23 protein-coding genes are annotated in these 24,494 nt (G+C 69.1%); 11 read left to right on the top strand and 12 right to left on the bottom strand.

Annotation, left to right across the window (positions count from 1 at the left end; all coding sequences use genetic code 11):
• Positions 1–112: 112 nt before the first annotated feature.
• The 3 genes from ACAM51_RS07160 to ACAM51_RS07150 form a co-directional block, all read right to left on the bottom strand.
• Positions 113–373: a hypothetical protein gene (locus ACAM51_RS07160; RefSeq protein ID WP_218295782.1), complete on the bottom strand. Its 261-nt coding sequence runs from the start codon at positions 371–373 to the stop codon at positions 113–115.
• A gap of 194 nt (positions 374–567) precedes the next feature.
• Positions 568–1,872, bottom strand: coding sequence for a tryptophan--tRNA ligase (locus ACAM51_RS07155; protein WP_369643119.1), 1,305 nt, complete (start codon positions 1,870–1,872; stop codon positions 568–570).
• A gap of 36 nt (positions 1,873–1,908) precedes the next feature.
• On the bottom strand, positions 1,909–2,577 hold the full coding sequence (locus ACAM51_RS07150) for a site-2 protease family protein (RefSeq protein WP_218295780.1): 669 nt from the start codon (positions 2,575–2,577) through the stop codon (positions 1,909–1,911).
• Positions 2,578–2,802: 225 nt separating this feature from the next.
• Here ACAM51_RS07150 and ACAM51_RS07145 point away from each other — a divergent pair, with 225 nt between their 5' ends.
• Positions 2,803–3,993 carry a methyl-accepting chemotaxis protein gene (locus ACAM51_RS07145; RefSeq protein ID WP_369643118.1) on the top strand — a complete coding sequence of 397 codons (1,191 nt, stop codon included), beginning with the start codon at positions 2,803–2,805 and terminating at the stop codon, positions 3,991–3,993.
• 184 nt (positions 3,994–4,177) lie between these two features.
• Here ACAM51_RS07145 and ACAM51_RS07140 read toward each other — a convergent pair whose 3' ends face one another.
• On the bottom strand, positions 4,178–4,813 hold the full coding sequence (locus ACAM51_RS07140) for an L-threonylcarbamoyladenylate synthase (protein WP_218295778.1): 636 nt from the start codon (positions 4,811–4,813) through the stop codon (positions 4,178–4,180).
• Positions 4,814–4,826: 13 nt separating this feature from the next.
• Positions 4,827–5,696, bottom strand: coding sequence for a 3',5'-nucleoside bisphosphate phosphatase (locus ACAM51_RS07135; protein WP_218295777.1), 870 nt, complete (start codon positions 5,694–5,696; stop codon positions 4,827–4,829).
• Between the two features lie 152 nt (positions 5,697–5,848).
• On the opposite strand from ACAM51_RS07135, the gene ACAM51_RS07130 reads away from it, so the two are divergent.
• The 3 genes from ACAM51_RS07130 (at position 5,849) to ACAM51_RS07120 (ending at position 10,189) form a co-directional block, all read left to right on the top strand.
• Complete coding sequence (locus tag ACAM51_RS07130; protein WP_369643117.1) at positions 5,849–7,651, top strand: methyl-accepting chemotaxis protein; 1,803 nt, start codon at positions 5,849–5,851, stop codon at positions 7,649–7,651.
• Between the two features lie 360 nt (positions 7,652–8,011).
• A complete protein-coding gene (locus ACAM51_RS07125; protein ID WP_218339975.1) occupies positions 8,012–9,793 on the top strand; it encodes a methyl-accepting chemotaxis protein in 1,782 nt (593 codons plus the stop codon).
• A 186-nt stretch (positions 9,794–9,979) separates the two neighbouring features.
• Positions 9,980–10,189, top strand: a complete 210-nt coding sequence (locus tag ACAM51_RS07120) for a 4-oxalocrotonate tautomerase family protein (protein WP_218295774.1) — start codon at positions 9,980–9,982, stop codon at positions 10,187–10,189.
• A gap of 16 nt (positions 10,190–10,205) precedes the next feature.
• Here the strand turns inward: ACAM51_RS07120 and recJ are convergent, their stop codons facing one another.
• Complete coding sequence (gene recJ / locus ACAM51_RS07115) at positions 10,206–12,008, bottom strand: single-stranded-DNA-specific exonuclease RecJ (protein ID WP_369643116.1); 1,803 nt, start codon at positions 12,006–12,008, stop codon at positions 10,206–10,208.
• Positions 12,005–12,961, bottom strand: a complete 957-nt coding sequence (locus ACAM51_RS07110) for a phosphoglycerate mutase (protein WP_369643115.1) — start codon at positions 12,959–12,961, stop codon at positions 12,005–12,007. Before ACAM51_RS07110 ends, recJ begins: the two co-directional genes overlap by 4 nt.
• Positions 12,962–13,041: 80 nt before the next feature.
• Here ACAM51_RS07110 and ACAM51_RS07105 point away from each other — a divergent pair, with 80 nt between their 5' ends.
• A complete protein-coding gene (locus ACAM51_RS07105; protein ID WP_369643114.1) occupies positions 13,042–14,295 on the top strand; it encodes a lipoprotein-releasing ABC transporter permease subunit in 1,254 nt (417 codons plus the stop codon).
• Complete coding sequence (lolD, locus tag ACAM51_RS07100) at positions 14,288–15,043, top strand: lipoprotein-releasing ABC transporter ATP-binding protein LolD (RefSeq protein ID WP_255591082.1); 756 nt, start codon at positions 14,288–14,290, stop codon at positions 15,041–15,043. The genes ACAM51_RS07105 and lolD overlap by 8 nt, the downstream gene beginning before the upstream one ends.
• An 82-nt stretch (positions 15,044–15,125) precedes the next feature.
• Here lolD and ACAM51_RS07095 read toward each other — a convergent pair whose 3' ends face one another.
• From ACAM51_RS07095 to ACAM51_RS07075, 5 genes are all read right to left on the bottom strand, one after another.
• Positions 15,126–15,374: a hypothetical protein gene (locus tag ACAM51_RS07095; protein ID WP_218339983.1), complete on the bottom strand. Its 249-nt coding sequence runs from the start codon at positions 15,372–15,374 to the stop codon at positions 15,126–15,128.
• A gap of 120 nt (positions 15,375–15,494) precedes the next feature.
• Complete coding sequence (locus ACAM51_RS07090; RefSeq protein WP_218295769.1) at positions 15,495–16,541, bottom strand: VWA domain-containing protein; 1,047 nt, start codon at positions 16,539–16,541, stop codon at positions 15,495–15,497.
• Positions 16,542–16,567: 26 nt separating this feature from the next.
• On the bottom strand, positions 16,568–17,605 hold the full coding sequence (locus ACAM51_RS07085; RefSeq protein ID WP_369643113.1) for a DUF58 domain-containing protein: 1,038 nt from the start codon (positions 17,603–17,605) through the stop codon (positions 16,568–16,570).
• The gene (locus tag ACAM51_RS07080; RefSeq protein ID WP_218295767.1) at positions 17,586–18,581 is read right to left on the bottom strand and encodes a MoxR family ATPase; all 996 of its coding nucleotides are present in this window, start codon (positions 18,579–18,581) and stop codon (positions 17,586–17,588) included. The genes ACAM51_RS07085 and ACAM51_RS07080 overlap by 20 nt, the downstream gene beginning before the upstream one ends.
• 121 nt (positions 18,582–18,702) lie before the next feature.
• Positions 18,703–19,647 carry a S1C family serine protease gene (locus ACAM51_RS07075; RefSeq protein ID WP_369643112.1) on the bottom strand — a complete coding sequence of 315 codons (945 nt, stop codon included), beginning with the start codon at positions 19,645–19,647 and terminating at the stop codon, positions 18,703–18,705.
• 104 nt (positions 19,648–19,751) lie between these two features.
• Between ACAM51_RS07075 and ACAM51_RS07070 the strand changes: the two genes are divergently transcribed.
• The 5 genes from ACAM51_RS07070 to ACAM51_RS07050 all read left to right on the top strand — a co-directional run bounded on the left by ACAM51_RS07070 (position 19,752) and on the right by ACAM51_RS07050 (position 24,488).
• A complete protein-coding gene (locus ACAM51_RS07070) occupies positions 19,752–20,597 on the top strand; it encodes a TatD family hydrolase (protein WP_369643111.1) in 846 nt (281 codons plus the stop codon).
• A 122-nt stretch (positions 20,598–20,719) separates the two neighbouring features.
• The gene (locus ACAM51_RS07065; protein ID WP_369643784.1) at positions 20,720–21,265 is read left to right on the top strand and encodes a DNA-deoxyinosine glycosylase; all 546 of its coding nucleotides are present in this window, start codon (positions 20,720–20,722) and stop codon (positions 21,263–21,265) included.
• A gap of 9 nt (positions 21,266–21,274) precedes the next feature.
• Positions 21,275–22,042 carry a spermidine synthase gene (locus tag ACAM51_RS07060; RefSeq protein ID WP_369643110.1) on the top strand — a complete coding sequence of 256 codons (768 nt, stop codon included), beginning with the start codon at positions 21,275–21,277 and terminating at the stop codon, positions 22,040–22,042.
• Between the two features lie 39 nt (positions 22,043–22,081).
• Positions 22,082–23,875, top strand: a complete 1,794-nt coding sequence (locus tag ACAM51_RS07055) for a GspE/PulE family protein (RefSeq protein WP_218295763.1) — start codon at positions 22,082–22,084, stop codon at positions 23,873–23,875.
• A 124-nt stretch (positions 23,876–23,999) separates the two neighbouring features.
• A complete protein-coding gene (locus tag ACAM51_RS07050; protein WP_218339992.1) occupies positions 24,000–24,488 on the top strand; it encodes a tripartite tricarboxylate transporter TctB family protein in 489 nt (162 codons plus the stop codon).
• Positions 24,489–24,494: the final 6 nt, after the last annotated feature.

Here is a 24,494-nt window from a genome sequence, read left to right as displayed (position 1 = left end):
GGGTGCTGGCAGCCGGCCAGCAGCGCAGTCAACACCACTATCAGCGCCCCACGGCGAACTGCCGGCAATGCAGGCAATGCCGGCGGCAATGGGGCGGCGCGGGCGCGTGGCCTCAAGGCTTGTCCTGCAACTCACTCACGCATTCGAACACCAGGCGCGAGCCGTCGTTGCGCAGCAGTTTGGCGTGCAGGGCCATGCGCTGGCATTCGCGGCTGGCCGCGGCGTAGGCCTGGGAGGTGTCTGGGCCATAGACCGGCACACTGAAAGTGCGGTCGCGGCCCGAGGCCATGGGGCCCGAGGGGCCATGGGGGTTGGTCGCATTGCAGCCGGCGAGCAAGGCCAGCACTGACACCGAGGCACACAGCAGTTTCATGGAAGTCTCCCGAGCAGATCAGGGAACCCAGTTTACGCACATGCCCGCACGCCAGGCATGCTCGTAGCCGTCAAGACACGGCGCGCGGCGCCATTTTTTACCTATTCAGGCCCCAGGCGCAGTCACCATGTGCCTTGATTGCTATAAAAAAGAGCATTTCCGTGCAATGCCCAGGCGCGGCCAGAGTGCCCGGCTTACGCCGCAGAGGCTGCCTCGGCCAGGGCCTGCAGGGCGGCAGCCACCTCGGCGGCCTGCACGCCGTCCACTGGTGCCAGGCGCGGGGCCAGGGTTTGCAGCGCCGTGCTGTCCTTTTGTAGCTGGGCAATGGCCTGGCCAGCTTCCTTGGGCGCGTCAAAACCGATGCTTTGCAGCAGCAGGCGGCCGTCTGCATCCACGAGCTTGAAGTAGAACTTGCCGTCGGCTTCGCGGTACTGCTTGAACGAAGGCAGCGCGGCTTTCGCGGCCTTGGCGGGCTTGGCCGCCGCCGTGGCCTGCGCCAGGCTGCGCAGCCCGACGGCGGCGCGCAGCTCGCGGATGAACGGCGTGGCCAGCGCGCGGGCGCGTTCGGCACCGGCCAGCAGCGTTTGCTCGATGCGCGCGGGGTTGTGGATGAGTTCCTCGTACTGCGCGCGCATGGGGGCGATCACCTGGTCCACGCGCTCGAACAGGGTGTGCTTGGCATCGCCCCAGGCAATGCCGTCGGCATAGGCCTTGCGCAGGGCCTCGGTCTCCGCGGGCGTGGCGAAGGCCTGGTAGATCTGGAACAGCGCGGAGCCTTCGACCTCCTTGGGCTCGCCGGGCGCGCGCGAATCGGTCAGGATGCCGCCGATGAGCTTCTTGAGCTGCTCGCGCGAGCTGAACAGCGGGATGGTGTTGTCGTAGCTCTTGCTCATCTTGCGGCCGTCCAGCCCCGGCAGGGTGGCCACATGGTCGTCGATGGCCGCCTCGGGCAGCACGAAATGCTCGCCATACAGGTGGTTGAAGCTCGCGGCCATGTCGCGCGCCATCTCGATGTGTTGGATCTGGTCGCGGCCCACGGGCACCTTGTGGGCCTTGAACATCAGGATGTCGGCGCCCATGAGCACGGGGTACATGAACAGCCCGGCCGTCACGCCGTCGTCCTGTTCGCGCCCGGCGGCGGTGTTCTTGTCCACGCTGGCCTTGTAGGCGTGGGCGCGGTTGAGCACGCCCTTGCCGGTCACGCAGGTCAAGAGCCAGGTGAGTTCAGGGATCTCGGGGATGTCGGACTGGCGGTAGAACGTGACCTGCGCGGGGTTCAGGCCCGCGGCCAGCCAGCTGGCCGCGATCTCCAGCGTGGAGCGCTGGATGCGCGCCGGGTCTTCGCACTTGATGAGCGCGTGGTAGTCGGCCAGGAAGTAGAAGCTCTGCACGCCGGGCGTGAGGCTGGCGGCCACGGACGGGCGGATGGAACCCACGAAGTTGCCCAGGTGGGGCGTGCCCGTGGTGGTGATGCCGGTGAGAAAGCGCGTGGTGCTCATGGAGACGGTGTCAGCAAAAAGGGGGAGAAAAGGCGATCAGCGCAGCAAGGCGGTGAGCGGCGTGAGCAGCAGGTTGATGGCGCCGTAGCCCAGCGACATCAGCGGGCGCAGCCACAGCGTGCCCACCACGCCCGCGATCACGAGGCCCATCACGATGAAGAAGCCCCAGGGCTCGATGCGCGAGACCATGTGGGCCTGTTTCCAGGGCAGCAGGCCCACCAGGATGCGCCCGCCGTCGAGCGGAGGCAGCGGAAACAGGTTGAACGCCCACATCACCAGGTTGACCAGCACCCCGGCGCGGGCCATTTCGATGAAGAAGCGCTCGTCCACGCCAAAGCCCACCAGGGACACCAGCAGCACGGCCCAGACGATGGCCTGGATGAAGTTGGAGGCGGGCCCCGCCAGCGCCACCCACACCATGTGCTTCTTGGGGTTGCGCAGGTTGCCGAAGTTGACCGGCACGGGCTTGGCATAGCCGAACAGGAAGGCCCCCGAGGTCGCGAAGTACAGCAGCAGCGGCATCAGGATGGTGCCGACCGGATCGATGTGCTTGAGCGGGTTGAGGGTGATCCGGCCCATCATGTACGCGGTGTTGTCGCCAAAGTGGCGCGCGGCGTAGCCATGGGCTGCCTCGTGCACGGTGATGGCGAACAGCACCGGCAGGGCGTAGATCAGAACGGTTTGGATGAGATTGGAGATGTCCACCTGTCGATTGTCTCAGACGCGTGGCATGGGTCCCGGGCCGCGCGGGAGGAGGGGCCGGCCGGGCAGCGTGGCGGCCAGTGGTACGACAAGATCGGGAGTGGCGGACAAATCGTTGATAGCATGTGGCATGGCGTAACGAATTGCATCTGTTGGGCTCGCGTCCAGCCCTTTTCTTGCGCTCTGGCCCACACTCATACTACGCAGACCCCTTTCGGAGACATTCCCGTGCCCTTGGATCACCTCAAAATCGGAACCCGCCTCATTCTTGCGTTCGGGGGCATCGCCCTGCTGGTGGCGCTGACCATGGGCATGGCGATGTCCAGGATCGGCCGGGCCGAAGACGCCTACCGCGGCGCGGTGTCCACGGCCAGCAACGCCGCCGCGGACGGTGAACGCACGGCCAAGGCCACGCAGGCGCAGGAGCACCTGCAAGGCGCGCGCGGCTGGATCGTGGGCGGCGGGCTGGCGGTGTTCGCGCTCTCGCTGGTGGCTTTTCTCACGCTGCGCAGCGGCATTGTCAGCCCGCTCAACCAGGCCATCCTGATCGCCGAAACCGTGGCCTCGGGCGACCTGAGCCAGGAATTCAGTTCGGACCTGGAAGGGGACTTCGGCCGGCTGCTGGGAGCGCTGGGCACCATGGAAGACACGCTGACCGACCTGGTGTCGCGCATCAAGCAGGATGCGGATGCCATCAGCGCCTCCGCGGTGAACATCGACCATGGGAACACCGACCTGTCCCGCCGTGCGGAGGACCAGGTGTCCTCCCTGACCGAAACGGCGGCCAGCATGGAGCAACTGACCGCCACCGTGCGCCAGAACGCCGAGCGCGCCCATTCCGCCAGCGGCCTGGCCGTCAAGGCCTCGGCCATCGCCGAGCACGGCGGCACCGTGGTGGGCGAGGTGGTGCAGACCATGCAGGCCATCAGCGGCAGCTCGCGCAAGATCGTGGACATCATCCAGGTCATCGAAGGCATTGCCTTCCAGACCAACATCCTGGCGCTGAACGCCGCCGTGGAGGCCGCCCGCGCGGGCGAGCAGGGCCGGGGCTTCGCGGTGGTGGCCAGCGAGGTGCGCAACCTGGCCCAGCGCAGCGCGGTCGCTGCGCGCGAGATCAAGGCGCTCATCAGCGCGTCGGTGGAGCAGGTGGAGAGCGGCGCCGGCCAGGTGGGCAAGGCTGGCAAGACCATGGCCGAAATCGTGACCGCCGTGGGCCAGGTGAGCGCGCTGCTGGGGGAAATCTCCATCGCCCTGCGCGAGCAGAGCGAGGCCATCAGCCACGTGAATGTGGCGGTGTCGCACATGGATGGCTCCACGCAGGAAACGGCCGCGCTGGTTCAGAGCGCCGTGTCCACCGCGACCTCGCTCACCGCGCAGGCCCGGGACCTGGAGCAGGCCGTGGGTGCGTTCAAGCTGTAGCCCCTGAGCGGCGGCGCCGCTTCCCCCTCAGGGGGACGCCACCGGTGGCCTGGCGGAGCCAGTTCAATGGTGGCGCTGGTTTTGGCAGCGCCGGTTTTTGGGCGCGGTAGCCTGAAAGGCGCTTTTGCCGATCCTCAAGACCGCTCTGCGCGGGCGCCGGGCGGGCCCCCGGGGCCTGCAGTTTTTACAGCCCCAGAGCCTTCAAGCTGCCCCGGCCTTCGCGCATCACTTCGGGTTCGCCGCCGGTGCCCATGGGGGTCAGGTCCACCACCGTCGTGGGCTCCAGCGGGCAGGCGCCCGCATCCACCACGGCATCCACCAGCTTTTCATAGCGCTCGCGGATTTCCTGCGGGTCGTTCAGCGGTTCCGTCTCGCCAGCGGGTATCAGCGTGGTGGCCAGCAAGGGGGCGCCGTGCAGCTCCAGCAGCAGCTGCAGGCCCTTGCGGTCGGGCACGCGCAGGCCGATGGTCTTGCGCGAGGGGTGGCTCACGCGGCGCGGCACTTCCTTGGTGGCTTCGAGGATGAAGGTGTAGGGGCCGGGCGTGCCCAGCTTCAGCAGGCGGTACTGCCGGTTGTCCACGCGCGCATAGTTGGCCAGCTCCGACAGGTCGCGGCACAGCAGCGTGAGGTGGTGCCTGTCGTCCACCTGGCGGATGCGGCGCAGGCGGTCCACGGCGTCCTTGTCGTCCAGGTGGCAGACGAGGGCATAGCTGGAGTCGGTGGGCACGGCCACGATGCCGCCCTTTTGCAGCAGCGCCGCCGCCTGCTTGAGCAGGCGGGGCTGCGGGTTGTCGGGATGGACTTCGAAATACTGGGCCATGAACGGGTGCGCCTCAGGCGTTGGCCGGATGGAGGATGCGGTCGGACAGCAGCTCCCACACGGGTGTCAGCGCGCCGGGCAGCAGCGGCAGGGTGCCCAGGTCGGTGTGCGATTCATCGGGGCTGTGGAAGTCGCTGCCGCGCGACGCGGCCAGGCCGAATTCCTGCGCCATGCCGGCGTAGGTGACGTATTCGGCAGCGCTGTGGCTGCCGGTGACGACCTCCACCCCGCGCCCGCCGTGGGTCTTGAACTCGGAAAACAGCGCGAATTCCTCATTGGCGCTGAACTTGTAGCGCGCCGGGTGGGCAATGATCGCCATGCCGCCCGCGTCCGTGATCCAGCGCACGGCGTCGCCCAGCGACGCCCAGCGGTGCGGCACGTAGCCGGGCTTGCCTTCGGTGAGGAACTTGCGGAATACCTCGGAGGTGTCCTTGCAGACCCCGGTTTCCACCAGGAAGCGAGCGAAATGCGTGCGCGAGATCAGTGCCGGGTTGCCCACGAACTGCAGGGCGCCTTCATACGCGCCCTGGATGCCCACCTGGGCCAGCTGCTGGGCCATGTCCTTGGCGCGTTCGCCGCGCCCGCCCCGGGTCGCGGCCAGGCCCTGGGCCAGCTGCGCGTCGTCGGGGTCGAACCCCAGGCCGACGATGTGGACGGTGGTGTCGGCGAAGGTGACGGAAATCTCGGTACCCGTGAGATAGGCCATGCCCTGTGCGTGGGCGGCTGCGCGGGCGCGGTGCTGGCCGCCGATTTCGTCATGGTCGGTCAACGCCCACAGCTCGACACCGTTTGCCCTGGCCCGCGCGGCCAGGTCCTCGGGGGTCATGGTTCCGTCGGATACCACGGAATGGCAGTGCAGGTCGGCGTTGAGTATGGTTGTCACGAGGCCATTTTAGGGCTTGTACCGATAACGTGCCTTGCCGAACCCAGCAACACTGCAGTCAGGGGCATTGCGCCCGGCGGCCCGGCAACCTTGGCCGGGGCCATGTGCCGGGCAGTCCTTTCAGACCATCGTAGGCGTTCCAAGGAGCAACCATGAAATTCAACGACCTGCGCGTGTCCCACAAGATGTGGAGCGTCATCCTGGGCCTTCTGGCGCTCATGCTGGTCTCGGCCATCTGGACCCAGTGGTACGGCCGGCAGGTGACGGCGTCCACCGAAGAGGCCGTGGAAAAATACGAAGCCGCCATCACCACCGCCGTGACCTGGCGCGGCCTGGCCGAGGTGGCCGTGACGATGTCGATGGCGAGTTTCGTCACCACCGACCAGGCGCTCAAGGCCGACTTCGACACCCGGGTGGCCGCGCTCACCGCGCGCATCACGCCGGTGCAGGAAAAGATCAACAAGACCTCCGTCTCGCCCGAGGACAAGGCGGCGCTCGCGCAGGTGGCGGCCACGCGTGCGGATATCCGGGGCCAGACCGACAAGCTCAAGGAGCTGACGGATGCGGGCGATGCGGCGGCCAAGCAGGCGTACCTAGCAAACGTCTACCGCCCCAAGGCCGTGGCCTACCTGGAGGCCATCGACAAGTTCGTGGCCGCGCAGCAAAGCCAGCGCGATGAAGCCGTCCGTGCGGCGCACGACACGCGCGGCAACCTGGTGCTGATCGGTGCCGTGGCAGCCGTCGCCGTGGTGCTGCTGGGCATGCTGCTGGCCGCGATGCTGGTGCGCTCCATCACGGCGCCGCTGGACCGCGCGGTGGCCCTGGCCGAGGCCATCTCGGCGGGCGACCTCACGCAGAACATCCACGACGACCGCAAGGACGAGCTGGGCATGCTCACGCGGGCCCTGTCGGCCATGTCAGACCGCCTTCGCGGCGTGGTGAGCGAGGTGCGCTCGGGGGTGGACTCGGTGTCGTCGGCGTCGATCCAGATCGCCAACGGCAACCATGACCTGTCGGCGCGCACGGAGCAGACGGCCTCCAACCTGGAAGAGACGGCGGCGAGCATGGAAGAGCTGACGGCCACGGTGAGCCAGTCGGCGGACACCGCGCGCCAGGCCAACCAGCTGGCCGGAACGGCCGCGCAGGCGGCGGCACGCGGTGGCGAAGTGGTGGGCCAGGTGGTCACCAGCATGCAGCAGATCACCGACAGCTCGCGCAAGATCAACGACATCATCGGCGTCATCGACGGCATTGCCTTCCAGACCAACATCCTGGCGCTGAATGCTGCGGTGGAGGCGGCCCGCGCGGGCGAGCAGGGCCGGGGCTTCGCGGTGGTGGCCAGCGAAGTGCGCAGCCTGGCCGGGCGCAGCGCCGAGGCGGCCAAGGAAATCAAGACCCTGATCAGCGCCTCGGTGCAGAACGTGGAATCGGGGTCGGCCCAGGTGGCGCAGGCGGGCCAGAGCATGGAGGAAATCGTGGCGAGCGTGCAGCGGGTGAGCGACCTCATTGGAGAGATCACGGCATCCTCGACAGAGCAGCGCGACGGTATCGCCCAGGTGAACCAGGCGGTGACGCACCTCGACCAGATGACACAGCAGAACGCGGCGCTGGTGGAGGAGTCGACGGCGGCGGCGGCCTCGATGCGCGACCAGGCGCAGAGGCTGGCCGAGGTGGTGGCCATGTTCAACGTGGGGGCCGTGGCCAGCCGGGCTCCCGCCGCGCCCGCCCGTTCCGCGCCACCCGCCATGGCGCCGAGGCCCGCGCCTGCCGCCAAGGCCCGCGTGGGTACCAGTGCCAGCGGCAAGCCCGCGGGCAGCGCCAAGGCGCCAGCGGCCGCGCGACTGTCTTCCCCCGCGCCGGCCGCCGCCCCCAAGGCGGCTGCCCCGGCACCATCTCACCCACCGGCGCCACGCGCCACCTCGGGAGGCAACGACGATGAGTGGGAAAGCTTCTGATCCGGGGTGGAGGCCCTGGCCGCTGCCGAACTGATTGCTCTCGAAATAATAGCTGAAGGCGCTTGACCATCAAGCGCTGGAGGCCGTTTTTTGCAAGAACAGGCGCCAGGAGGCGCTGGCGCCCTGACTCTTGCCTCCCCCGTTCCACCTCTGTGCCCCGTTTGCGCCGCTCGCGGTCCGTGCCCGGCGTGCGCCCGCGTGGCCGCCGGTGGGGAATGCGGGTTTCTCCCGGTGAGGTGCTGGCGTGGCGGCGCGCCGGGCTGGCGTAGGCTATGGGTTGTTTGCTGATGTAATCGGATGTTTCCCTGGCGAACCTCGCCTTGCATGAAAACACTACAGATCCACGAGGAAGAACAACCCATGCAACTCGACAATATCCGCGTTTCCCGCAAGCTGTGGGGCGCATTTCTGGGCCTGATGATCGGCATGCTGCTGCTCTCGGGCTTTGCCCAGAACCGGGCCAACAGCTCCATGTCCTCGGCGATCGACGCCGTCGTGGACATCGAGGGGCGCATCTCCGCCGCCGTGCGCTGGCGCGGCGCCACCGAGACGGCCGTCACCATGGTCATGGGCGGCGCCGTGACCACGGATGCCGTGCTGGCCGAGCAGTATGGCGCCAAGGTCAAGGAGATCATCGGCAACATCAACAAGGTGCAGGAAGGCATCGTGGCCTCGGCCACCGCCCCCGAGGAAAAGGCTGCGCTGGACAAGGTGCTGGAGGCCCGCAAGGCCGTGCTGGCGGCCACCGCCAAGACCTGGGAGCTCAAGGGCGCCGGCGACGCCGTGGCGACCCAGCGGTTCGCCGACAACGAATTCGCCCCCCTGGTCACCAAATACCTCAAGGCGCAGGACGACTTCGTCGCCACGCTCGAGACGCGCCGCGACGCCATCCGCGCCGACGCCTCGGCGCGCCGCGTGGAATACGCGATCTGGGGAATCATCACCTCGCTGGTGCTGATGGCCGTGGGGCTGTTCCTGGCCTGGAAGCTGGTGCGCTCCATCACCCTTCCGCTGGATGAGGCGGTGAACACCATCGACGCCATCGCGGCGGGCGACCTCACCCAGGAGCTGCAATCCGTCCGCAAGGACGAGTTCGGCCACATGCTGCGTTCGCTGTCGGCCATGTCGGCACGCCTTCGCGGCGTGGTGAGCGAGGTGCGCTCGGGGGTGGACTCGGTGTCGTCGGCGTCGATCCAGATCGCCAACGGCAACCACGACCTGTCGGCGCGCACGGAGCAGACGGCCTCCAACCTGGAAGAGACGGCGGCGAGCATGGAAGAGCTGACGGCCACGGTGAGCCAGTCGGCGGACACCGCGCGCCAGGCCAACCAGCTGGCCGGAACGGCCGCGCAGGCGGCGGCACGCGGTGGCGAAGTGGTGGGCCAGGTGGTCACCAGCATGCAGCAGATCACCGACAGCTCGCGCAAGATCAACGACATCATCGGCGTCATCGACGGCATTGCCTTCCAGACCAACATCCTGGCGCTGAATGCTGCGGTGGAGGCGGCCCGCGCGGGCGAGCAGGGCCGGGGCTTCGCGGTGGTGGCCAGCGAAGTGCGCAGCCTGGCCGGGCGCAGCGCCGAGGCGGCCAAGGAAATCAAGACCCTGATCAGCGCCTCGGTGCAGAACGTGGAATCGGGGTCGGCCCAGGTGGCGCAGGCGGGCCAGAGCATGGAGGAAATCGTGGCGAGCGTGCAGCGGGTGAGCGACCTCATTGGAGAGATCACGGCATCCTCGACAGAGCAGCGCGACGGTATCGCCCAGGTGAACCAGGCGGTGACGCACCTCGACCAGATGACACAGCAGAACGCGGCGCTGGTGGAGGAGTCGACGGCGGCGGCGGCCTCGATGCGCGACCAGGCGCAGAGGCTGGCCGAGGTGGTGTCGGTGTTCAACGTGGGCGCGGTCGCGGTGCGCGCGCCAGCAGCACCCCGCCCGGCGCCCGCTGCCGCGCCCCGGCCGGCCGCGGCCAAGGTGGCCGCCACCCACCACCCGCGCGTGGCGGGGGCCAAACCCGCCGTTGCACGGCCTCCAGCACCGGCCCCGGCCCGGCTTGCGCCGCCCGCGGCCCCGGCGGCCCGGCCCGCGCCACCGCCGGCGGCGGCTTCCCGTGGCGGCGATGACGACTGGGAGAGCTTCTGACGGCCGCCACTGGGTTGGGCTGGTTGCTACTAAATAGATAGCTTCCAGCGCTTCCCAGCCGTGCGCGGGCGGCCCATTTCATCGCGCCATCTGCCGCCTTCTCCATGAAGGCTGCCCCCACTGCCTTGGTTCCTGTGGCGCCTTGTGCGCCGTTCGTTTCCGCGCACCCCCGAAAAGGACTTGCCCATGCCCCTCGTCAACATCCGCCTCGCCCGGCGCGACCTGCCCACCACGGCCGCGCAGAAGGCGGCGCTCATCGCCGGCGTCACCCAGCTGATGCAGCAGGTGCTGGACAAGCGGCCCGAGACCGTGACGGTCATCATTGACGAAGTGGACCCCGAAAACTGGGGCCAGGGCGGGGAGCCGGTGACGGTGATCCGCCAGCGCCGCCAGTGACCCGTGCGCGCAGTCCTCAGAGCTGCGCGCCCTCGACCAGGAACTGCACCTTGCGCTCGCCCTTCCACTCGTTCACATCGAGGCGGAAGGCCAGCAGCACGCGCGCGGGCAGTTGCTCGGTGTGGCCGAACCAGATGGCATCCACCGGGTTGCCCTGGTGCATGAGCTTGATCGACAGGTGGTTCTTGGACTCGCCCACCAGTCGCTGGCTCACGATCTGCACTTCTTCGCTGAACGTGGGGGGCGCAAAGCCCTGGCCCCAGACCTCGTGGTGCAGGGTGTCCACCATGTCGGCGCGGCAGTATTCGGGGGCCAGGGGGCCGTCGGTCTCGATGCGGCGGGTGAGGGTGGAGGCATCGAGCCACTCCTGCGCCACCTGGGCCAGGGCGCGCTCAAACACATCGAACGCTTCTTCGGCCACGGTGCAGCCCGCCGCCATGGCATGGCCGCCGAACTTCAGCAGCACGCCCGGGTGGCGCTTGGCCACCAGGTCGAGCGCATCGCGCAGGTGAAAGCCGGGGATGGAGCGGCCCGAGCCCTTGAGCTCGTGCTCCTTGCCCGGCGCGCTGCTGGCCGCGAACACGAAGGTGGGACGGTGCAGCTTGTCCTTGATGCGGCTGGCCACGATGCCCACCACGCCTTCGTGGAAGTCGGGGTCGAACACGCTGATGGCCGGGGGCGGCTCCTCGTCTTCCTGGAACAGGCTCTCGGCCATCAGCATGGCCTGGTCGCGCATCCCGCCCTCGATCTCGCGGCGCTCGCGGTTGATGCCGTCGAGCAGGCCCGCCAGCTCGGCGGCGCGGCCCGCGTCGTCGGTCAGCAGGCATTCGATGCCCAGCGTCATGTCGGCCAGGCGACCCGCGGCATTGATGCGCGGGCCCAGCGCAAAGCCAAAGTCGAACGTGGTGGCCACCGGGGCCTTGCGGCCTGCGGCATGGAACAGCGCGGCGATGCCTGTGGGCATCTGGCCCGCGCGGATGCGCTTCAGGCCCTGGGCGACCAGGCGGCGGTTGTTGGCGTCGAGCTTCACCACATCGGCCACGGTGCCCAGCGCCACGAGTGTGAGCAGCGGGTCGAGCTTGGGTTGCAAGGGCTGGTGCGCCCCCACGCTCCCCACTACGTGTGGTTCGCTGCCCCCCAGGGGGGCGCTCGCGCCTTGGGGCGGCCCGGCGGCGCTCGGCGCATCAAAGATTCCGCGCGCCCGCAGCTCGGCCCGCAGCGCCAGCAGCACGTAGAACATCACGCCCACACCGGCCATGGACTTGCTCTCGAACGTGCAGCCGGGCTGGTTGGGGTTGACGATGGCGTCGGCCGCCGGCAGTTCGGGCCCGGGAAGGTGGTGGTCGGTCACGAGCACCTGCAGGCCCAGCGCCTTGGCCTCGGCCACGCCGTCCACGCTGGCGATGCCGTTGTCCACGGTGATGAGCACGTCGGCGCCGCGCTCGGCCACGCGCCGGGCGATGGGGGGCGTGAGGCCGTAGCCGTCGGTCACGCGGTCGGGCACGAGGTAGTCCACGTGCTGCGCGCCCAGCAACCGCAGGCCGCGCACGCCCACGGCGCAGGCGGTGGCGCCGTCGCAGTCGTAGTCGGCCACGATGACAAGGCGCTTGTTTTGCGCCATGGCGTCGGCCAGCAGGCGGGCGGCGGTGTCAATGCCTTTCAAACCCGAGGGAGGGAGCAGGCGGCCCAGGCCGTCGTCCAGCTCGTCCTTGGCACGCACGCCGCGCGCGGCATACAGGCGGGCCAGCAGCGGGTGCACGCCGGCTTGCTCCAGCGCCCAGGCGGCGCGGGGGGGGATGTCTCTTGCTACTATTTTCATAGCTTCTCGCGCAGTTCTGCAAAGCGCTGGGGCCTGAAAAGGCTTTGAAAACGCTGGGCCAGCGTGCGGGGCGCGCTGTGGAAGGCCAGCGCATTGCGCTCCCCACACAGTGTCAGTTGCACCGGCACGCCGTCTTCGGCCTTGCGCAGAAGGCCGGCCACGGGGCCTGCGTCCAGCGCGGTCCAGGCGGCGGCCCAGGCGCGCCAGTCTTCATTCAGCGCCGCGCCGCGCAGGGTGGTGGGTACCGTCGGCGCAGTGGCGGCGGTGGGGGCGGGCACAGGCAGGGGGCCGGTGCCATGCACCCAGAACGAGTTGATCACCGGCAGCCCGCGCGCCGTGCGCTCGTCGTTGAAGGCGTGGGTGTAGAGCAGCATCTGCATCTCGCTGTGCAGGCGGTGCAGCGTGCGGGCCTCGCGCGCATCCGGCATCCAGGCGCGCACGTCGCGCAGCAGCACGCGTTCCAGCGAGGCGGTGGCAAGCAGGGCAAACAGCGGGCTGCGGGCCAGCCAGCGCGTGGGCTGGTCGTAGTGCAGGGTGATGCCGTCTTCGGCGAACCAGGGGGACACGATGGCCAGCAGCGCGCGCGATGCGGCCTCGTCCAGTCCCAGGAGTTCAGGGTCGCGCAGCGTGACGTGGTCGGTGCTGACCTGCCACTGGCAGGGCGTGACAAAGGCCCAGGCCGCTCCATCGGCGGGCTGGCCCTGCTGGTGGCGGTGCCACGCGGCCCAGGGGATGCGGCCGTCCTGCGCAGGCAGGCCCAGGGCGCGCGCCAGGGCGCGTTCGTGGGGGGCGGAGAAGGTTGTTTCCTCGCCGCTGTCACTCTGGGCGGGATGGGGGCTGAGCCGGGCCAGAAGCCGGTCCAGGTGGGGCAGGGCCAGGCGCTGCAGGGCTTGCTGGCATCCCGGGGAGGCGCTGGCGGCGTAGGGAATGAGCAAATGGGTGGTGTCCGACATGGGCCTATTGTCCGGGATGCCACAATCTGGCCGGCCTGTGGCGTGCATTCCGCACCCTGCAGTGCCTTCTTTCCTTATTCATGCAAATCCCCTACGAACTGGCCCTGGGCTGGCGCTACACGCGCGCGGGCCGCGCCACGCGGCGCAATGGCTTCATCTCGTTCATCTCGGGCGTGTCCATGCTGGGCATCGCGCTTGGGGTGGCGGCGCTCATCATCGTGCTGTCGGTGATGAACGGCTTTCAGAAGGAAGTGCGCGACCGCATGCTCAGCGTGGTCTCGCACATCGAGATTTTTGCGCCCCAGGGCGCGGCGCTGCCCGACCCGGCGCGCACGCTGGCCGAGGCCAGGCAGAACCCCAACGTGGTGGGCGCTGCGCCGTTCGTGGCGGCGCAGGCGCTGCTGGCGCGTGGCGAGGACATGAAGGGCGCGCTGGTGCGCGGCATCGACCCGGCGCTGGAAGGCGCGGTGACGGACCTGGCCGCCACCAACGAAAAAACGCTCAACCTGCTGGTGCCCGGCGAATTCCGCGTGGTGCTGGGCGGCGAGCTGGCCCGCGCTTTGGGCGTGCGCGCCGGCGATGTGGTCACCCTGATCGCCCCGGCGGGCCAGGTGACCCCGGCGGGCGTGGTGCCACGCCTCAAGCAGATGACGGTGGCGGGCACGTTTGATTCCGGCCACTACGAATACGACTCGGCGCTGGTGCTGCTGCACCATGAGGACGCCCAGCGCATCTTCCGCCTGGAAGGCCCCACGGGCGTGCGCCTGAAGCTCAAGGACCTGCACCAGGCGCGCGACGTGGCCCAGCAGCTGGCGGGGTCCCTAAGCGGCCAGCTGCTGATCCGCGACTGGACGCAGCAGAACCGCACCTGGTTCGCGGCCGTGCAGCTTGAAAAGCGCATGATGTTCATCATTCTCACGCTCATCGTGGCGGTGGCGGCGTTCAACCTGGTGTCCACCCTGGTGATGACGGTGACCGACAAGCGCGCCGACATCGCCATCCTGCGCACGCTGGGCGCCAGCCCGAAAAGCATCATGAGCATCTTCGTGGTGCAGGGCGCCATGGTGGGCGTGATCGGCACGGCCGTGGGCCTGCTGCTGGGGCTCTCCATCGCCTTCAACATCGACGTGATCGTGCCGGCCATCGAGAGGGCGCTGAACGCGAGTTTCCTGCCCAAGGACATTTACCTGATCAGCAAGATGCCCAGCGAGCCGCAGAACAGCGACATCCTGCCCATCGGCATCATCTCGCTCGTGCTGGCCTTCGTGGCCACGCTCTACCCCAGCTGGCGTGCCAGCCGTGTGAATCCTGCCGAGGCCCTGCGCTATGAGTAATACGACCCCCACGCTCGGCACCGGCGTGTCCCCGCGGCCCTTCGAGGCGGCGCCCGCCGCCCACGCCGGCTTGCATGGCCCGGTGGTTCTGGAGGCGCACGGCCTGACCAAGCGCTTCACCGAAGGGCGCCTGGACGTGACCGTGCTGCAGGGCGTGGACCTGCGGGTGCACGCGGGCGAGACGCTGGCCATCGTCGGCGCCTCGGGCTCGGGCAAGAGCACCTTGCTGCACCTGCTGGGCGGGCTGGATGCGCCCACCTCGGGCACCGTGCGCCTGAAGGGGGAGGCCATGTCGTCCCTCTCCGCCGAACGGCAGGGCCAGCTGCGCAACCAGCACCTGGGCTTCATCTACCAGTTCCACCACCTGCTGCCCGAGTTCAGCGCGCTGGACAATGTGGCCATGCCGCTGCGCATCCGCCGCATGCCGTACGAGCAGTGCCAGCACGAGGCCGCGAAGGTGCTGGCCGCCGTCGGGCTGAAGGAGCGCCTGCACCACCGTCCGGCCGAGCTGTCGGGGGGGGAGCGCCAGCGCGTGGCCATCGCCCGGGCGCTGGTCACCCGTCCGGCCTGCGTGCTGGCCGACGAGCCCACGGGCAATCTCGACCGCACCACGGCCGACGGCGTGTTTGAACTGATGATGCAGCTGGCGCGGGACCAGGGCACGGCGTTCGTGATGGTCACGCACGACGAATCCCTGGCCGTGCGCTGCAGCCGCGTGGTGCGGCTGGTGCTCGGCCACCTGACCTGATATCTGGCCCGGGCCCGGCGTTCCTCGCCTCGCCAGCCTGTGGCCGGCGGCCTGCGCGGGGTGCGAGGATGGCGGGGCGGGTCTAGATGCCGAGGATCTTCTTGGCTTGCGCCAGGGATTTCATCGAGTCGTCATGTTTGCCGGCCTTGTGCTGGGCCTCGCCCTCCGCGCGCAGCTGTTTGACCTTGGCGGCGTTGTCGGCCGTCAGCGCCGGATGGGTGGCCAGCTTGGCGTCGATGGCCTTCATCTCGTTGGGGCAGTTGTGGGCCAGCGCGGAGCCGGCGGCCATGGCGAGCAGCGCCACGGCTGCGATCTGGGTCAGGAAGCGCATGAAATGTCTCCTCAGGTTCGAGCCATGATCCCCGGCACGGGCGGCCATGGGCCGCTATCCGTGCATGCCCGCGGGCGTGGCTGCCTGCCTGCCTGCGGGCTCGCGCGTGGCGCCAGGGGCCTACATCACCCTCCCGTACCACCAGACCGAAAGTGCTGCTGCCAGCAGGGCCAGCACGGCGCCCGCCAGTGCCAGCAGGGCAGAGATCTCGGTTTCCTTCTTCTCCACCGTCAATCGCGAGCTGAGCGTTTCGTAGACCTTCTTGAGGTCGGCCGCCGTGGCCGCGTGGAAGTACTCGGCGTTCGTGCGCGTCGCCACGGCCTTCAGGGTTTCTTCGTCGAGCCGCACGCGCATCGACCACCCTTCGAACCCTATCGTCTCGCCCTGCACGGTGCCCACGCCCACGGTGTACACGCGCACGCCGCGGTCCGCCGCCCACTTGGCGGCTTCAAGCGGGTCCACGCCCGTGGTGCGCTGCCCGTCGGTCAGCATGATGATGGCCGCCGAGGTGTAGGAGCCCGGCGCCACCGGGGTGAAGGGCTTGGCGGGGTCCTGCTTGTTGCCGATCTCGTCGATGGGCTTGGGACGCATCGCCTGGCGGCCCCCCAGCGCCGCGATGTCGATGCCCGCATCCGGAAAAATGGTGGCCAGCGACAGCATGATGCCGTTGCCCGTGGCCGTGCCGCGCTGCAGCTGGAAGCTGTCGATGGCCTTGACCAGGTCTTCACGGCTTTGCGTGGGCAGCTGGGCCAGCTGCGCGCTGCCCGCGAACGCCACGATGCCCACGCGCACGTGGCGCGGCAGCTCGGCGATGAAGGCCTTTGCGGCATTCTGGGCGGCGGTGATCCGGTCGGGCTCCACGTCGGCGGCGCGCATGCTGCCCGACACGTCCATGGCCAGCATGATGGTCTGGTCCTGCGAGGGCAGGGTGATCACGGCCAGCGGGCGCGCGGCCGCCAGCAGCAGGGCGATCAGCGCCAGCAGGAAGAGGGCGGGCGGGATGTGGCGCCGCAGGCGCTGGCCGGGGCCCATGGCCTCGCGCACCAGCGACAGGCTGGAGTAGCTGAGCGCCGTCTTCTTGCGCCGGTGCAGCAGCCACCAGTACAGCAGCACCAGCAAGGGCGCGACCAGCAGCAGCCAGAGCAGGGTGGGCCAGAGAAAAACCATGGTGCGGTCCTTGGTGGCGTGGTGGTTCAGGCGGCGGTGGGCAGGGCCGCTTCCGAGGGCGCGGGGGCAGAGGGGGCGCGCGGCGCCCGCACGCGGCGCTGGCGCAGGTCCATGAAGCGCAGCAGCGCATCGACCAGGTCGTCGTCGGTGCACAGTTCCAGCGTGTCGGCGCCGGCGCGGGCCAGGCCCTCGCGCAGCGCGGCCTCGCGCTCGGCGGCCAGGCGGGCGAAGCGGCGGCGAAAGGCCGCGTCGTGCGTGTCCACCTGCAGCTGCTCGCCGCTTTCGGCGTCGCGCAGCGTGATGAGGCCGACGTCCGGCAGCGCGAGCTCCAGCGGGTCCAGCAGGCGCACGGCCACCACGTCGTGCCGCTGCGCCAGCTGGGCCAGGGGTTTCTCCCAGCCGGGCGCGCTGATGAAGTCCGACACCACGAACACGGTGGCGCGGCGGCGCAGGTTGGCAAGCCCCGCCTGCAGCAGCCGGTGCAGTTCGGTGGCGGCGCCGCCGCCCTTCGCGCGTGTGGGCGTGGCCGCCTTTTCAGGGGCCAGCAGGCGGTGCACCAGGTGCAGCACATGGGCGCGGCTGCTGCGCGGCGGCAGCACGGCGTCCACCGCGCGTTCGGCCTGGCCGCTGGCGCCGCCGTACAGCATGGCGCCCACGCGGTTGCCGTGGCGGGTGAGCAGGCGCGAGAGCACGGCCACGAAACCCGTGAGGATGTCTCGCTTGGCATGGCCCTCGGGGCCGAAGCTGATGGAGGGGCTCAGGTCCAGCAGGAACCAGGCGGTCATTTCGCGGTCTTCGATGAACACGCGCACGTGCGGCGTGTTCAGGCGGGCGGTCACGTTCCAGTCGATGTGGCGGACGTCGTCGTGCGGCTGGTATTCGCGCAGGTCGGCCAGGTCCAGGCCGCTGCCGCGCATCAGGGTGCGGTAGTCGCCCTGCAGCAGGCCGTCCAGGCGGCGGATGACCTTCCACTCCAGCTCGCGCAGCAGGCGGTCGGCCTGCCCCGGCAGGGTGGGCAGGACGTGGACCGTGGCGCCGGGGGGGTCAGGCGGCTTTTTGCTCATGGTGCAGCGGGCGCGCGGGCGCCGGTATCTTGGCCATGATGCGCTGGATGAGCGCGTCGGCGTCCAGGCCTTCGGAGAGCGCCTCGTACGACAGGGCGACGCGGTGGCGCAGCACGTCGGCCGCCAGGGCGGTCATGTCCTCGGGCAGCACGTAGTTGCGCCCGCGCAGCATGGCCAGGGCCTGGGCGCCCTCGGCCAGGGCAATGGTGGCGCGCGGGCTTGCGCCGCAGCTGATGTAGCCGGCCAGGTCCTTGAGGCCATGCCGCGCGGGCTCGCGGGTGGCGGCCACCAGCTTCACGGCATATTGCAGCATCGACGGGTCTACATACACCGTGCGGCATTCGGCCTGCAGCGCCGCCAGCTGCGCGGTGGTGGCCACGGGCAGCACCTGCACGGGCAGGTCCAGCGCGCGCTGGGCGATCACGAACTCTTCTTCCTCGGTGGGGTAGCCCAGCAGCACCTTCATCATGAAGCGGTCCACCTGGGCCTCGGGCAGCGCGTAGGTGCCCTCGGTCTCGATGGGGTTCTGCGTGGCCATCACCAGGAAGGGCTCGGGCACCTTGTGGGTCTCGCCCGCGATCGTGACCTGGCGTTCCTGCATCACCTCCAGCAGCGCGCTCTGCACCTTGGCGGGCGCGCGGTTGATCTCGTCGGCCAGCAGCAGGTGGGTGAACACGGGGCCCAGCGCGGTGCTGAATTCGCCGGTCTTCTGGTTGTACATGCGCGTGCCCACCAGGTCGGCGGGCACCAGGTCGGGCGTGAACTGGATGCGCTTGAAGCTGCCCTGGATGGTGCTGGCCAGCGTCTTCACGGTGAGCGTCTTGGCCAGTCCCGGCACGCCTTCGACCAGCAGGTGGCCCTGGGCGAGCATGGCGACCATGACGCGCTCCAGAAAGCGGTCCTGGCCCACCACCACGCGCTTGACTTCGTAGAGCACCTGTTCCATCAGGGTGGCGGTGTTCGTTGTGGCTTCCATGGCTTTCCTTCCTTGTCAGGGTTCAACGATGCTGCGAGCCGTACGCGGCCTACGCCACAGGGTGCGTTCCCCTCCCGAAGGAGAGGGGGAAGGCGCGAAGCGACTCAGGGGGTACTGCATGCTAGAACGGCGGCATGCCCACGGCCGAGGCCGCGTTCTCGATGGGCACCGCGAAACCGATGCCGATGAAGGTGCGCGCCGGGGTGGGGTTGAGGATGGCGGTGACGATGCCCACGACCTCGCCGTCGAGCGTGACCAGCGGCCCGCCGGAGTTGCCCGGGTTGGCGGCGGCGTCGAACTGGATCAGGTTGCTGAGCTGGCGCTTGCCCTCGGGCGAGGTGAATTCGCGTTTGAGGCCCGACACCACGCCGGCCGAGGCGGAGGGGCCGATGCCGAAGGGAAACCCCACGGCCACCACATGGTCGCCGGGGCGCAGGTCCTGGGTGGAGCGCAGCGGGGCGGCGAACAGGTCGTCGGGCACCTTGTGGGCCTGCAGCACGGCCAGATCGTTTTCGGGCTGTGCGCCGGTGATGCTGGCCGTGGTCTCCAGGCCGTCATGGAAGGTGATGGCGATGCGGTCGGAGCCCGCCACCACGTGCAGGTTGGTCAGGATGATGCCCTTGTCGACGATGACCACGCCGGTGCCCACGCCACGCTCGACTTCCTCCTTGCCATTCTTGCCGCGGCCGTAGCCCACGACACGCACCACCGAGGGCGAAATCGCTTCCGCCGCGCGCGCAGCGGCGGAGGGCGGGGTGGTGGTCTCCAGCGTGCGCAGCACGGCGGCATCGATGTCTTCCTGGGTGATCCTGCGGGGGGCGGGGCCCTGGTGCAGCCACAGGCTGGCGATGAGCAGGGCGCCAAGCAGCGCGATCATGGTCCACAGGCCGCGCACGTGGCGCCGGGACAGCGTCGTGCCGCCCGCGGTGGCGGCAGGCGCAGGAGACGGAGGCGCAAGGGGGGCGGCTCCATCGGCATCGGCCGTGGGTGCGGGGACCGTGGCCGCCGCTTGCGCCGGGGGGCGGCGGGCAGGGCGGGAGCTGCTGTAGAGGGCGGGCCGGGGCATCCTAGTCACCTTTTCTACTGCGCCGGGGAAAAGCGCATGGTTTTCACGTTAGCACGTATCGCGGCCGGATGCACACCCAAGGTTTCGTCAGGCATCATGGCCGGATGACCGCCTGGATCGATACGCACTGCCACCTGGATGCCCCGGAGTTCGACCCCGACCGCGACGCGGTCCGCCAGGAGGCGCGTGCACGCGGCGTCGCGCATTGCGTGATCCCGGCCGTCGAGCGCGGCAACTGGGGCACCGTGCGGGAGCTGGCGCACCGGCATGGGGACAGCTATGCGCTTGGCATCCACCCCCTGTGCACGGGGCGCGCCGACGACGGGGACCTGGATCTCCTGGCGCAGGAGCTGGAGCAGCACCACGCGGACCCGCGCCTTGCCGCCATCGGCGAGATCGGTCTGGACTATTTCGTGGGCGGCCTGGACCCCGCCCGGCAGGAGCGGTTCTACCGCGCGCAGCTCCAGCTGGCGCGCCGGTTCGATCTGCCCGTGATCCTGCATGTGCGGCGTTCCGCTGACAGGCTGCTCAAGGGCTTGCGGGAGCTGCCCGTGCAGGGCGGCATCGCCCATGCCTTCAACGGCAGCCTGCAGCAGGCGCAGGCCTTCATCGGGCTGGGGTTCAAGCTGGGTTTCGGCGGCGCGATGACCTACGACCGGGCGCTGCAGCTGCGCCGTCTGGCGGCCGAGCTGCCCGGGGATGCACTGGTGCTGGAGACCGATGCACCCGACATCCCGCCCCACTGGCTGTACACCACGGCGGCGCAGCGCGCCGAAGGCCGGCCCCAGGGCCGCAACGCGCCGGCAGAGCTGCCGCGCATCGCCCAGGCGCTGGCGCAGCTGCGGGGCCAGTCCGCGCGGATCCTCGCGCGGGCCACCACCGCGAATGCCCGCGCGGCGCTGCCCCGGATCGCGGCGCTGGTGCCGCTGGAAGCTCCAAATGAGGAGTAATTTTGGAGGTTTCGGCTGTGTGGTGCACGGTTTGCAGCTATCTTTTTTTGTGAACGCGCACAGGGGCTGGCGCGGTTTCAGTCCAGAATCGACGCATGCCTGACGTCCATGCACCTGGTTCCATGCCCGTGCCCGCCACCACCCGGTGGCAGGGGCTGCCGCCCATCGCTGGCGAAGGGACGGTGGTGCTGATCCTGGGCAGCTTTCCGGGCGCGGCCTCGCTGCGGGCGCGCCAGTACTATGCCCATCCGCAGAACCATTTCTGGAAGATTCTGCAGGCCCTCTGGCCAGGGCACCCCCTGCCGCCCGCAGGGAGCGGCGATCCCTACGCGCAGCGCTGCGAATGGCTGCTGGCGCGGGGGCTGGGGCTGTGGGATGTCTATGAAAGCTGCGAGCGGGAAGGCAGCCTGGACACCAGCATCCGCAACGCGAAGGTCAACGACTTTGCGCGCCTGCACGGGCGCTGCCCCCGGCTGGCGGCCGTGGCCCACAACGGTGCCGAAAGCTACCGGCATGCCCCGGCGGTGCTGCGAAGCCTGGGGCCGATGCGCCTGCCGCCGGTCGATGCCGTGCGCCTGCCCTCCACCAGCCCGGCCAACGCCTCCTGGAGCTTTGAACGTAAATTGGCCGCCTGGGCGGAGCTGATGGCCGCCCACGGACTGCTTTGACTGCCTGGAATGACACGAAAAAAGAACACCACCTCCCGCGAACTGCCCGAAGTCAGCGTCTCCGACGATGGCGAGGTGCGGCACCTGCACCTGGGCACGCCCTGGATCCAGGGCTCCATGCGCGTGGCCGAGCCCTTCGAGCTGGAGCTGGAATACGTGCAGCGCATGATGGCCTGGCTGCTGTTCGCCGAGCCCTCCCAGGTGTCCAAGGGGCATGCCATGCAGCTGGGGCTGGGGGCGGGCGCCATCACCAAGTTCTGCCACAAGAAGCTGCGCATCTGCACCACGGCCATCGAGCTCAACCCCCAGGTGCTGGCGGTGTGCCGGCAGTGGTTCAAGCTGCCGCCCGACGGGCCCAAGCTGCGCGTGGTGCTGGCCGATGCCGCGCAGGAGATCAGGAACCCCATGTGGCTGGGCACGGTGGATGCGCTGGCCGTGGACCTGTATGACCACGAGGCGGCCGCGCCCGTGCTCGACAGCCCGGATTTCTACGCGGACTGCCGCGCGCTGCTGACCGATACCGGCAGCATGACCGTCAACCTGTTTGGCCGGGCCTCGAGCTACGGCCGCAGCCTGCAGAGCATGGCGGCCGCTTTCGGCGAAGAGGCGCTCTGGTCGTTCAAGCCCACGCGCGAGGGCAACACCGTGGTGCTCGCGCAGCGCACGCCCACCCGCCCCAAGCGCACCGAACTGTCCGCGCGGGCCGAGGCTATCCAGGCCCGCTGGGATCTGCCCACCGCCAAGTGGCTGCGGGCCTTCAAGCCGGTGGTGGCCTGACCACCGCCGGCCCATGGCTTCATTCTGGAAAGGTTCTTGATGAAAACATCCCTTGTTTCTCCGGATGGCGTGGCGGTCCGGCCCTATGCGGGGCCGGTGGACTGGCGCCGGGTGGTGCAGTGGCTCAGCGATGACCAGGTGATCTCCCCGGAAGAGGCGCAGCGCACCATCGCGCGCTGCTCGCAGGCCGAAAGCTCGCAGCATGCGCTGGTGCGCCTGGCCAACGTGGCCATGGAGCGCGCCAGCGACGGCAAGCCGCTGGACATCGAGACCCTGTCCGAGTACCTGGCCAAGCGGGCAGGACTGCCCTACCTGCGCATCGATCCGCTCAAGGTAGACGTGGGGCGCGTGGCCGACACCATGAGCGCCACCTATGCCGAGCGCCACAAGGTGCTGCCCGTGCAGGTGACCCCCAAGGAAGTGGTGGTGGCCACCTCGGAGCCCTTCATTGACGACTGGGTCGCGGAGGTGGAGCGGCAGTCGCGGCGGACCGTGCGCCGCGTGGTGGCCAGCCCGCTGGACATCCATCGGTTCACGGCGGAGTTCTTCGCGCTGGCCAAGTCGGTGCGCGCCGCCCAGAAGGCGGGGGGCAATTCCGGGGGCAGCAGCTTCGAGCAGCTGGTCGAGCTGGGCAAGAGCAACAAGCAGCTCGACGCCAATGACCAGGGCGTGGTCAAGGTCGTGGACTGGCTCTGGCAGTACGCGTTCGACCAGCGCGCCAGCGACATCCACCTGGAGCCGCGGCGCGACCAGGGGGTGATCCGGTTTCGCATCGACGGCGTGCTGCACCCCGTCTACCAGATGCCCATGGGGGTGCACAACGCCATGGTCTCGCGCATCAAGCTGCTCGGGCGCATCGACGTGGTGGAAAAGCGCCGCCCGCAGGACGGCCGCATCAAGACGCGCAACCAGCGCGGCGACGAGGTGGAAATGCGGCTGTCCACCCTGCCCACGGCGTTCGGCGAGAAGATGGTCATGCGGATCTTCGACCCGGACAACGCCGTCAAGGACCTCGATGCCCTGGGTTTTGCCCAGCACGACGCCGCCCGCTGGGAAGGGCTGGTCAAGCGCCCGCACGGCATCATCCTGGTGACCGGGCCCACCGGCTCGGGCAAGACCACCACGCTGTATTCCACGCTCAAGCGGGTGGCGACCGAGGAGGTCAACGTCAGCACGGTGGAAGACCCCATCGAAATGATCGAGCCCAGCTTCAACCAGACGCAGGTGCAGCCGCAGCTCGACTTCAACTTCGCCGAAGGCCTGCGCGCCCTGATGCGCCAGGACCCGGACATCATCATGGTGGGTGAAATCCGCGACCTGGAGACGGCCGAGATGGCCATCCAGGCGGCGCTCACGGGCCACCTGGTGTTCTCGACCCTGCACACCAACGATGCCCCGTCCGCCATCACCCGGATGATGGAGCTGGGCGTGCCGCCCTACCTCCTGAACGCCACCCTGCTCGGGGTGCTGGCGCAGCGCCTGGTGCGCACCCTGTGCAGGCAGTGCAAGCAGAAGGACGATGCGGCGGACCGCGAGACCCTGATGGCGGTGGTCAAGCCCTGGAAGCTCAGCGGCGGCTACCAGCCGTACAAGCCCGTGGGCTGCGTGGACTGCCGCATGAGCGGCTTTCGCGGCCGCATGGGCCTGTATGAGCTGCTCACGGTGAGCGAGGCGCTCAAGGAAAAGATCAACCAGGCGCCCTCCATCGACATGCTGCGCCGCCAGGCCGTGCAGGACGGCATGCGGCCGTTGCGCCTGGCGGGCGCCTTGCGGGTGGCTGAAGGCCTGACCACGCTGGACGAGGTGATCACCGCGACGCCACCCCTGGAGTGAAGTCCGCCGCGCGGGCGGGGTCTGGGCGGCCAGTCGTTACCGGATGTAGGTGGAATCCACATCCGCGCGCGCTCTGGTTGCCCCCACAATCGCGCAGTCGAGATTTCCGCCAAGGAGACAATTCGTGAAAATCAAAAGTCAAAAAGACTTCTTTGCCGGCCTCATGTTCATGGGTGTCGGTGTGGCGTTCGCGTGGGGTGCAACCACGTACAACGTCGGTAACGGTGCCCGCATGGGCCCGGGCTACTTCCCGCTGCTGCTGGGGATCCTGCTGGCCATCATCGGCAGCGCGATCACCTTCAAGGCCACCACGGTGGAAACCCAGGATGGCGACAAGATCGGAAAGTGGGCCTGGAAGCCGCTGTTCTTCATCCTGGCCGCCAACTTCGCGTTCGGCATCCTGCTGGGCGGCCTGCCGAGCCTGGGCATTCCGGCCATGGGCCTCATCGTGGGCATCTACGCGCTGACCTTCATCTCCAGCCTGGCTGGCAATGAGTTCAACGCCAAGGCGGTGTTCGTGCTGGCCACGGTCTTGGCTGTCGGCAGTTACGTGGCATTCGTCTGGGCGCTCAAGCTGCAGTTCCCTGTGTGGCCGAGTTTCATCACGGGTTGAGCAGGA

This window comes from Acidovorax sp. A79, from assembly GCF_041154505.1.
Lineage (GTDB): Bacteria > Pseudomonadota > Gammaproteobacteria > Burkholderiales > Burkholderiaceae_C > Acidovorax.
This window is presented reverse-complemented; position numbering and strand designations above follow the sequence as displayed.

Excerpts from the sequence above, each read along its gene's own strand:
- ACAM51_RS07160 (WP_218295782.1), bottom strand. The coding sequence starts at position 373 with ATGAAACTGCTGTGTGCCTCGGTGTCAGTGCTGGCCTTGCTCGCCGGC.
- ACAM51_RS07155 (WP_369643119.1), bottom strand. The coding sequence starts at position 1,872 with ATGAGCACCACGCGCTTTCTCACCGGCATCACCACCACGGGCACGCCC.
- ACAM51_RS07140 (WP_218295778.1), bottom strand. The coding sequence starts at position 4,813 with ATGGCCCAGTATTTCGAAGTCCATCCCGACAACCCGCAGCCCCGCCTG.
- ACAM51_RS07130 (WP_369643117.1), top strand. The coding sequence starts at position 5,849 with ATGAAATTCAACGACCTGCGCGTGTCCCACAAGATGTGGAGCGTCATC.
- ACAM51_RS07125 (WP_218339975.1), top strand. The coding sequence starts at position 8,012 with ATGCAACTCGACAATATCCGCGTTTCCCGCAAGCTGTGGGGCGCATTT.
- ACAM51_RS07120 (WP_218295774.1), top strand. The coding sequence starts at position 9,980 with ATGCCCCTCGTCAACATCCGCCTCGCCCGGCGCGACCTGCCCACCACG.
- recJ (WP_369643116.1), bottom strand. The coding sequence starts at position 12,008 with ATGAAAATAGTAGCAAGAGACATCCCCCCCCGCGCCGCCTGGGCGCTG.
- ACAM51_RS07110 (WP_369643115.1), bottom strand. The coding sequence starts at position 12,961 with ATGTCGGACACCACCCATTTGCTCATTCCCTACGCCGCCAGCGCCTCC.
- ACAM51_RS07105 (WP_369643114.1), top strand. The coding sequence starts at position 13,042 with ATGCAAATCCCCTACGAACTGGCCCTGGGCTGGCGCTACACGCGCGCG.
- lolD (WP_255591082.1), top strand. The coding sequence starts at position 14,288 with ATGAGTAATACGACCCCCACGCTCGGCACCGGCGTGTCCCCGCGGCCC.
- ACAM51_RS07095 (WP_218339983.1), bottom strand. The coding sequence starts at position 15,374 with ATGCGCTTCCTGACCCAGATCGCAGCCGTGGCGCTGCTCGCCATGGCC.
- ACAM51_RS07090 (WP_218295769.1), bottom strand. The coding sequence starts at position 16,541 with ATGGTTTTTCTCTGGCCCACCCTGCTCTGGCTGCTGCTGGTCGCGCCC.
- ACAM51_RS07085 (WP_369643113.1), bottom strand. The coding sequence starts at position 17,605 with ATGAGCAAAAAGCCGCCTGACCCCCCCGGCGCCACGGTCCACGTCCTG.
- ACAM51_RS07080 (WP_218295767.1), bottom strand. The coding sequence starts at position 18,581 with ATGGAAGCCACAACGAACACCGCCACCCTGATGGAACAGGTGCTCTAC.
- ACAM51_RS07075 (WP_369643112.1), bottom strand. The coding sequence starts at position 19,647 with ATGCCCCGGCCCGCCCTCTACAGCAGCTCCCGCCCTGCCCGCCGCCCC.
- ACAM51_RS07070 (WP_369643111.1), top strand. The coding sequence starts at position 19,752 with ATGACCGCCTGGATCGATACGCACTGCCACCTGGATGCCCCGGAGTTC.
- ACAM51_RS07065 (WP_369643784.1), top strand. The coding sequence starts at position 20,720 with ATGCCCGTGCCCGCCACCACCCGGTGGCAGGGGCTGCCGCCCATCGCT.
- ACAM51_RS07060 (WP_369643110.1), top strand. The coding sequence starts at position 21,275 with ATGACACGAAAAAAGAACACCACCTCCCGCGAACTGCCCGAAGTCAGC.
- ACAM51_RS07055 (WP_218295763.1), top strand. The coding sequence starts at position 22,082 with ATGAAAACATCCCTTGTTTCTCCGGATGGCGTGGCGGTCCGGCCCTAT.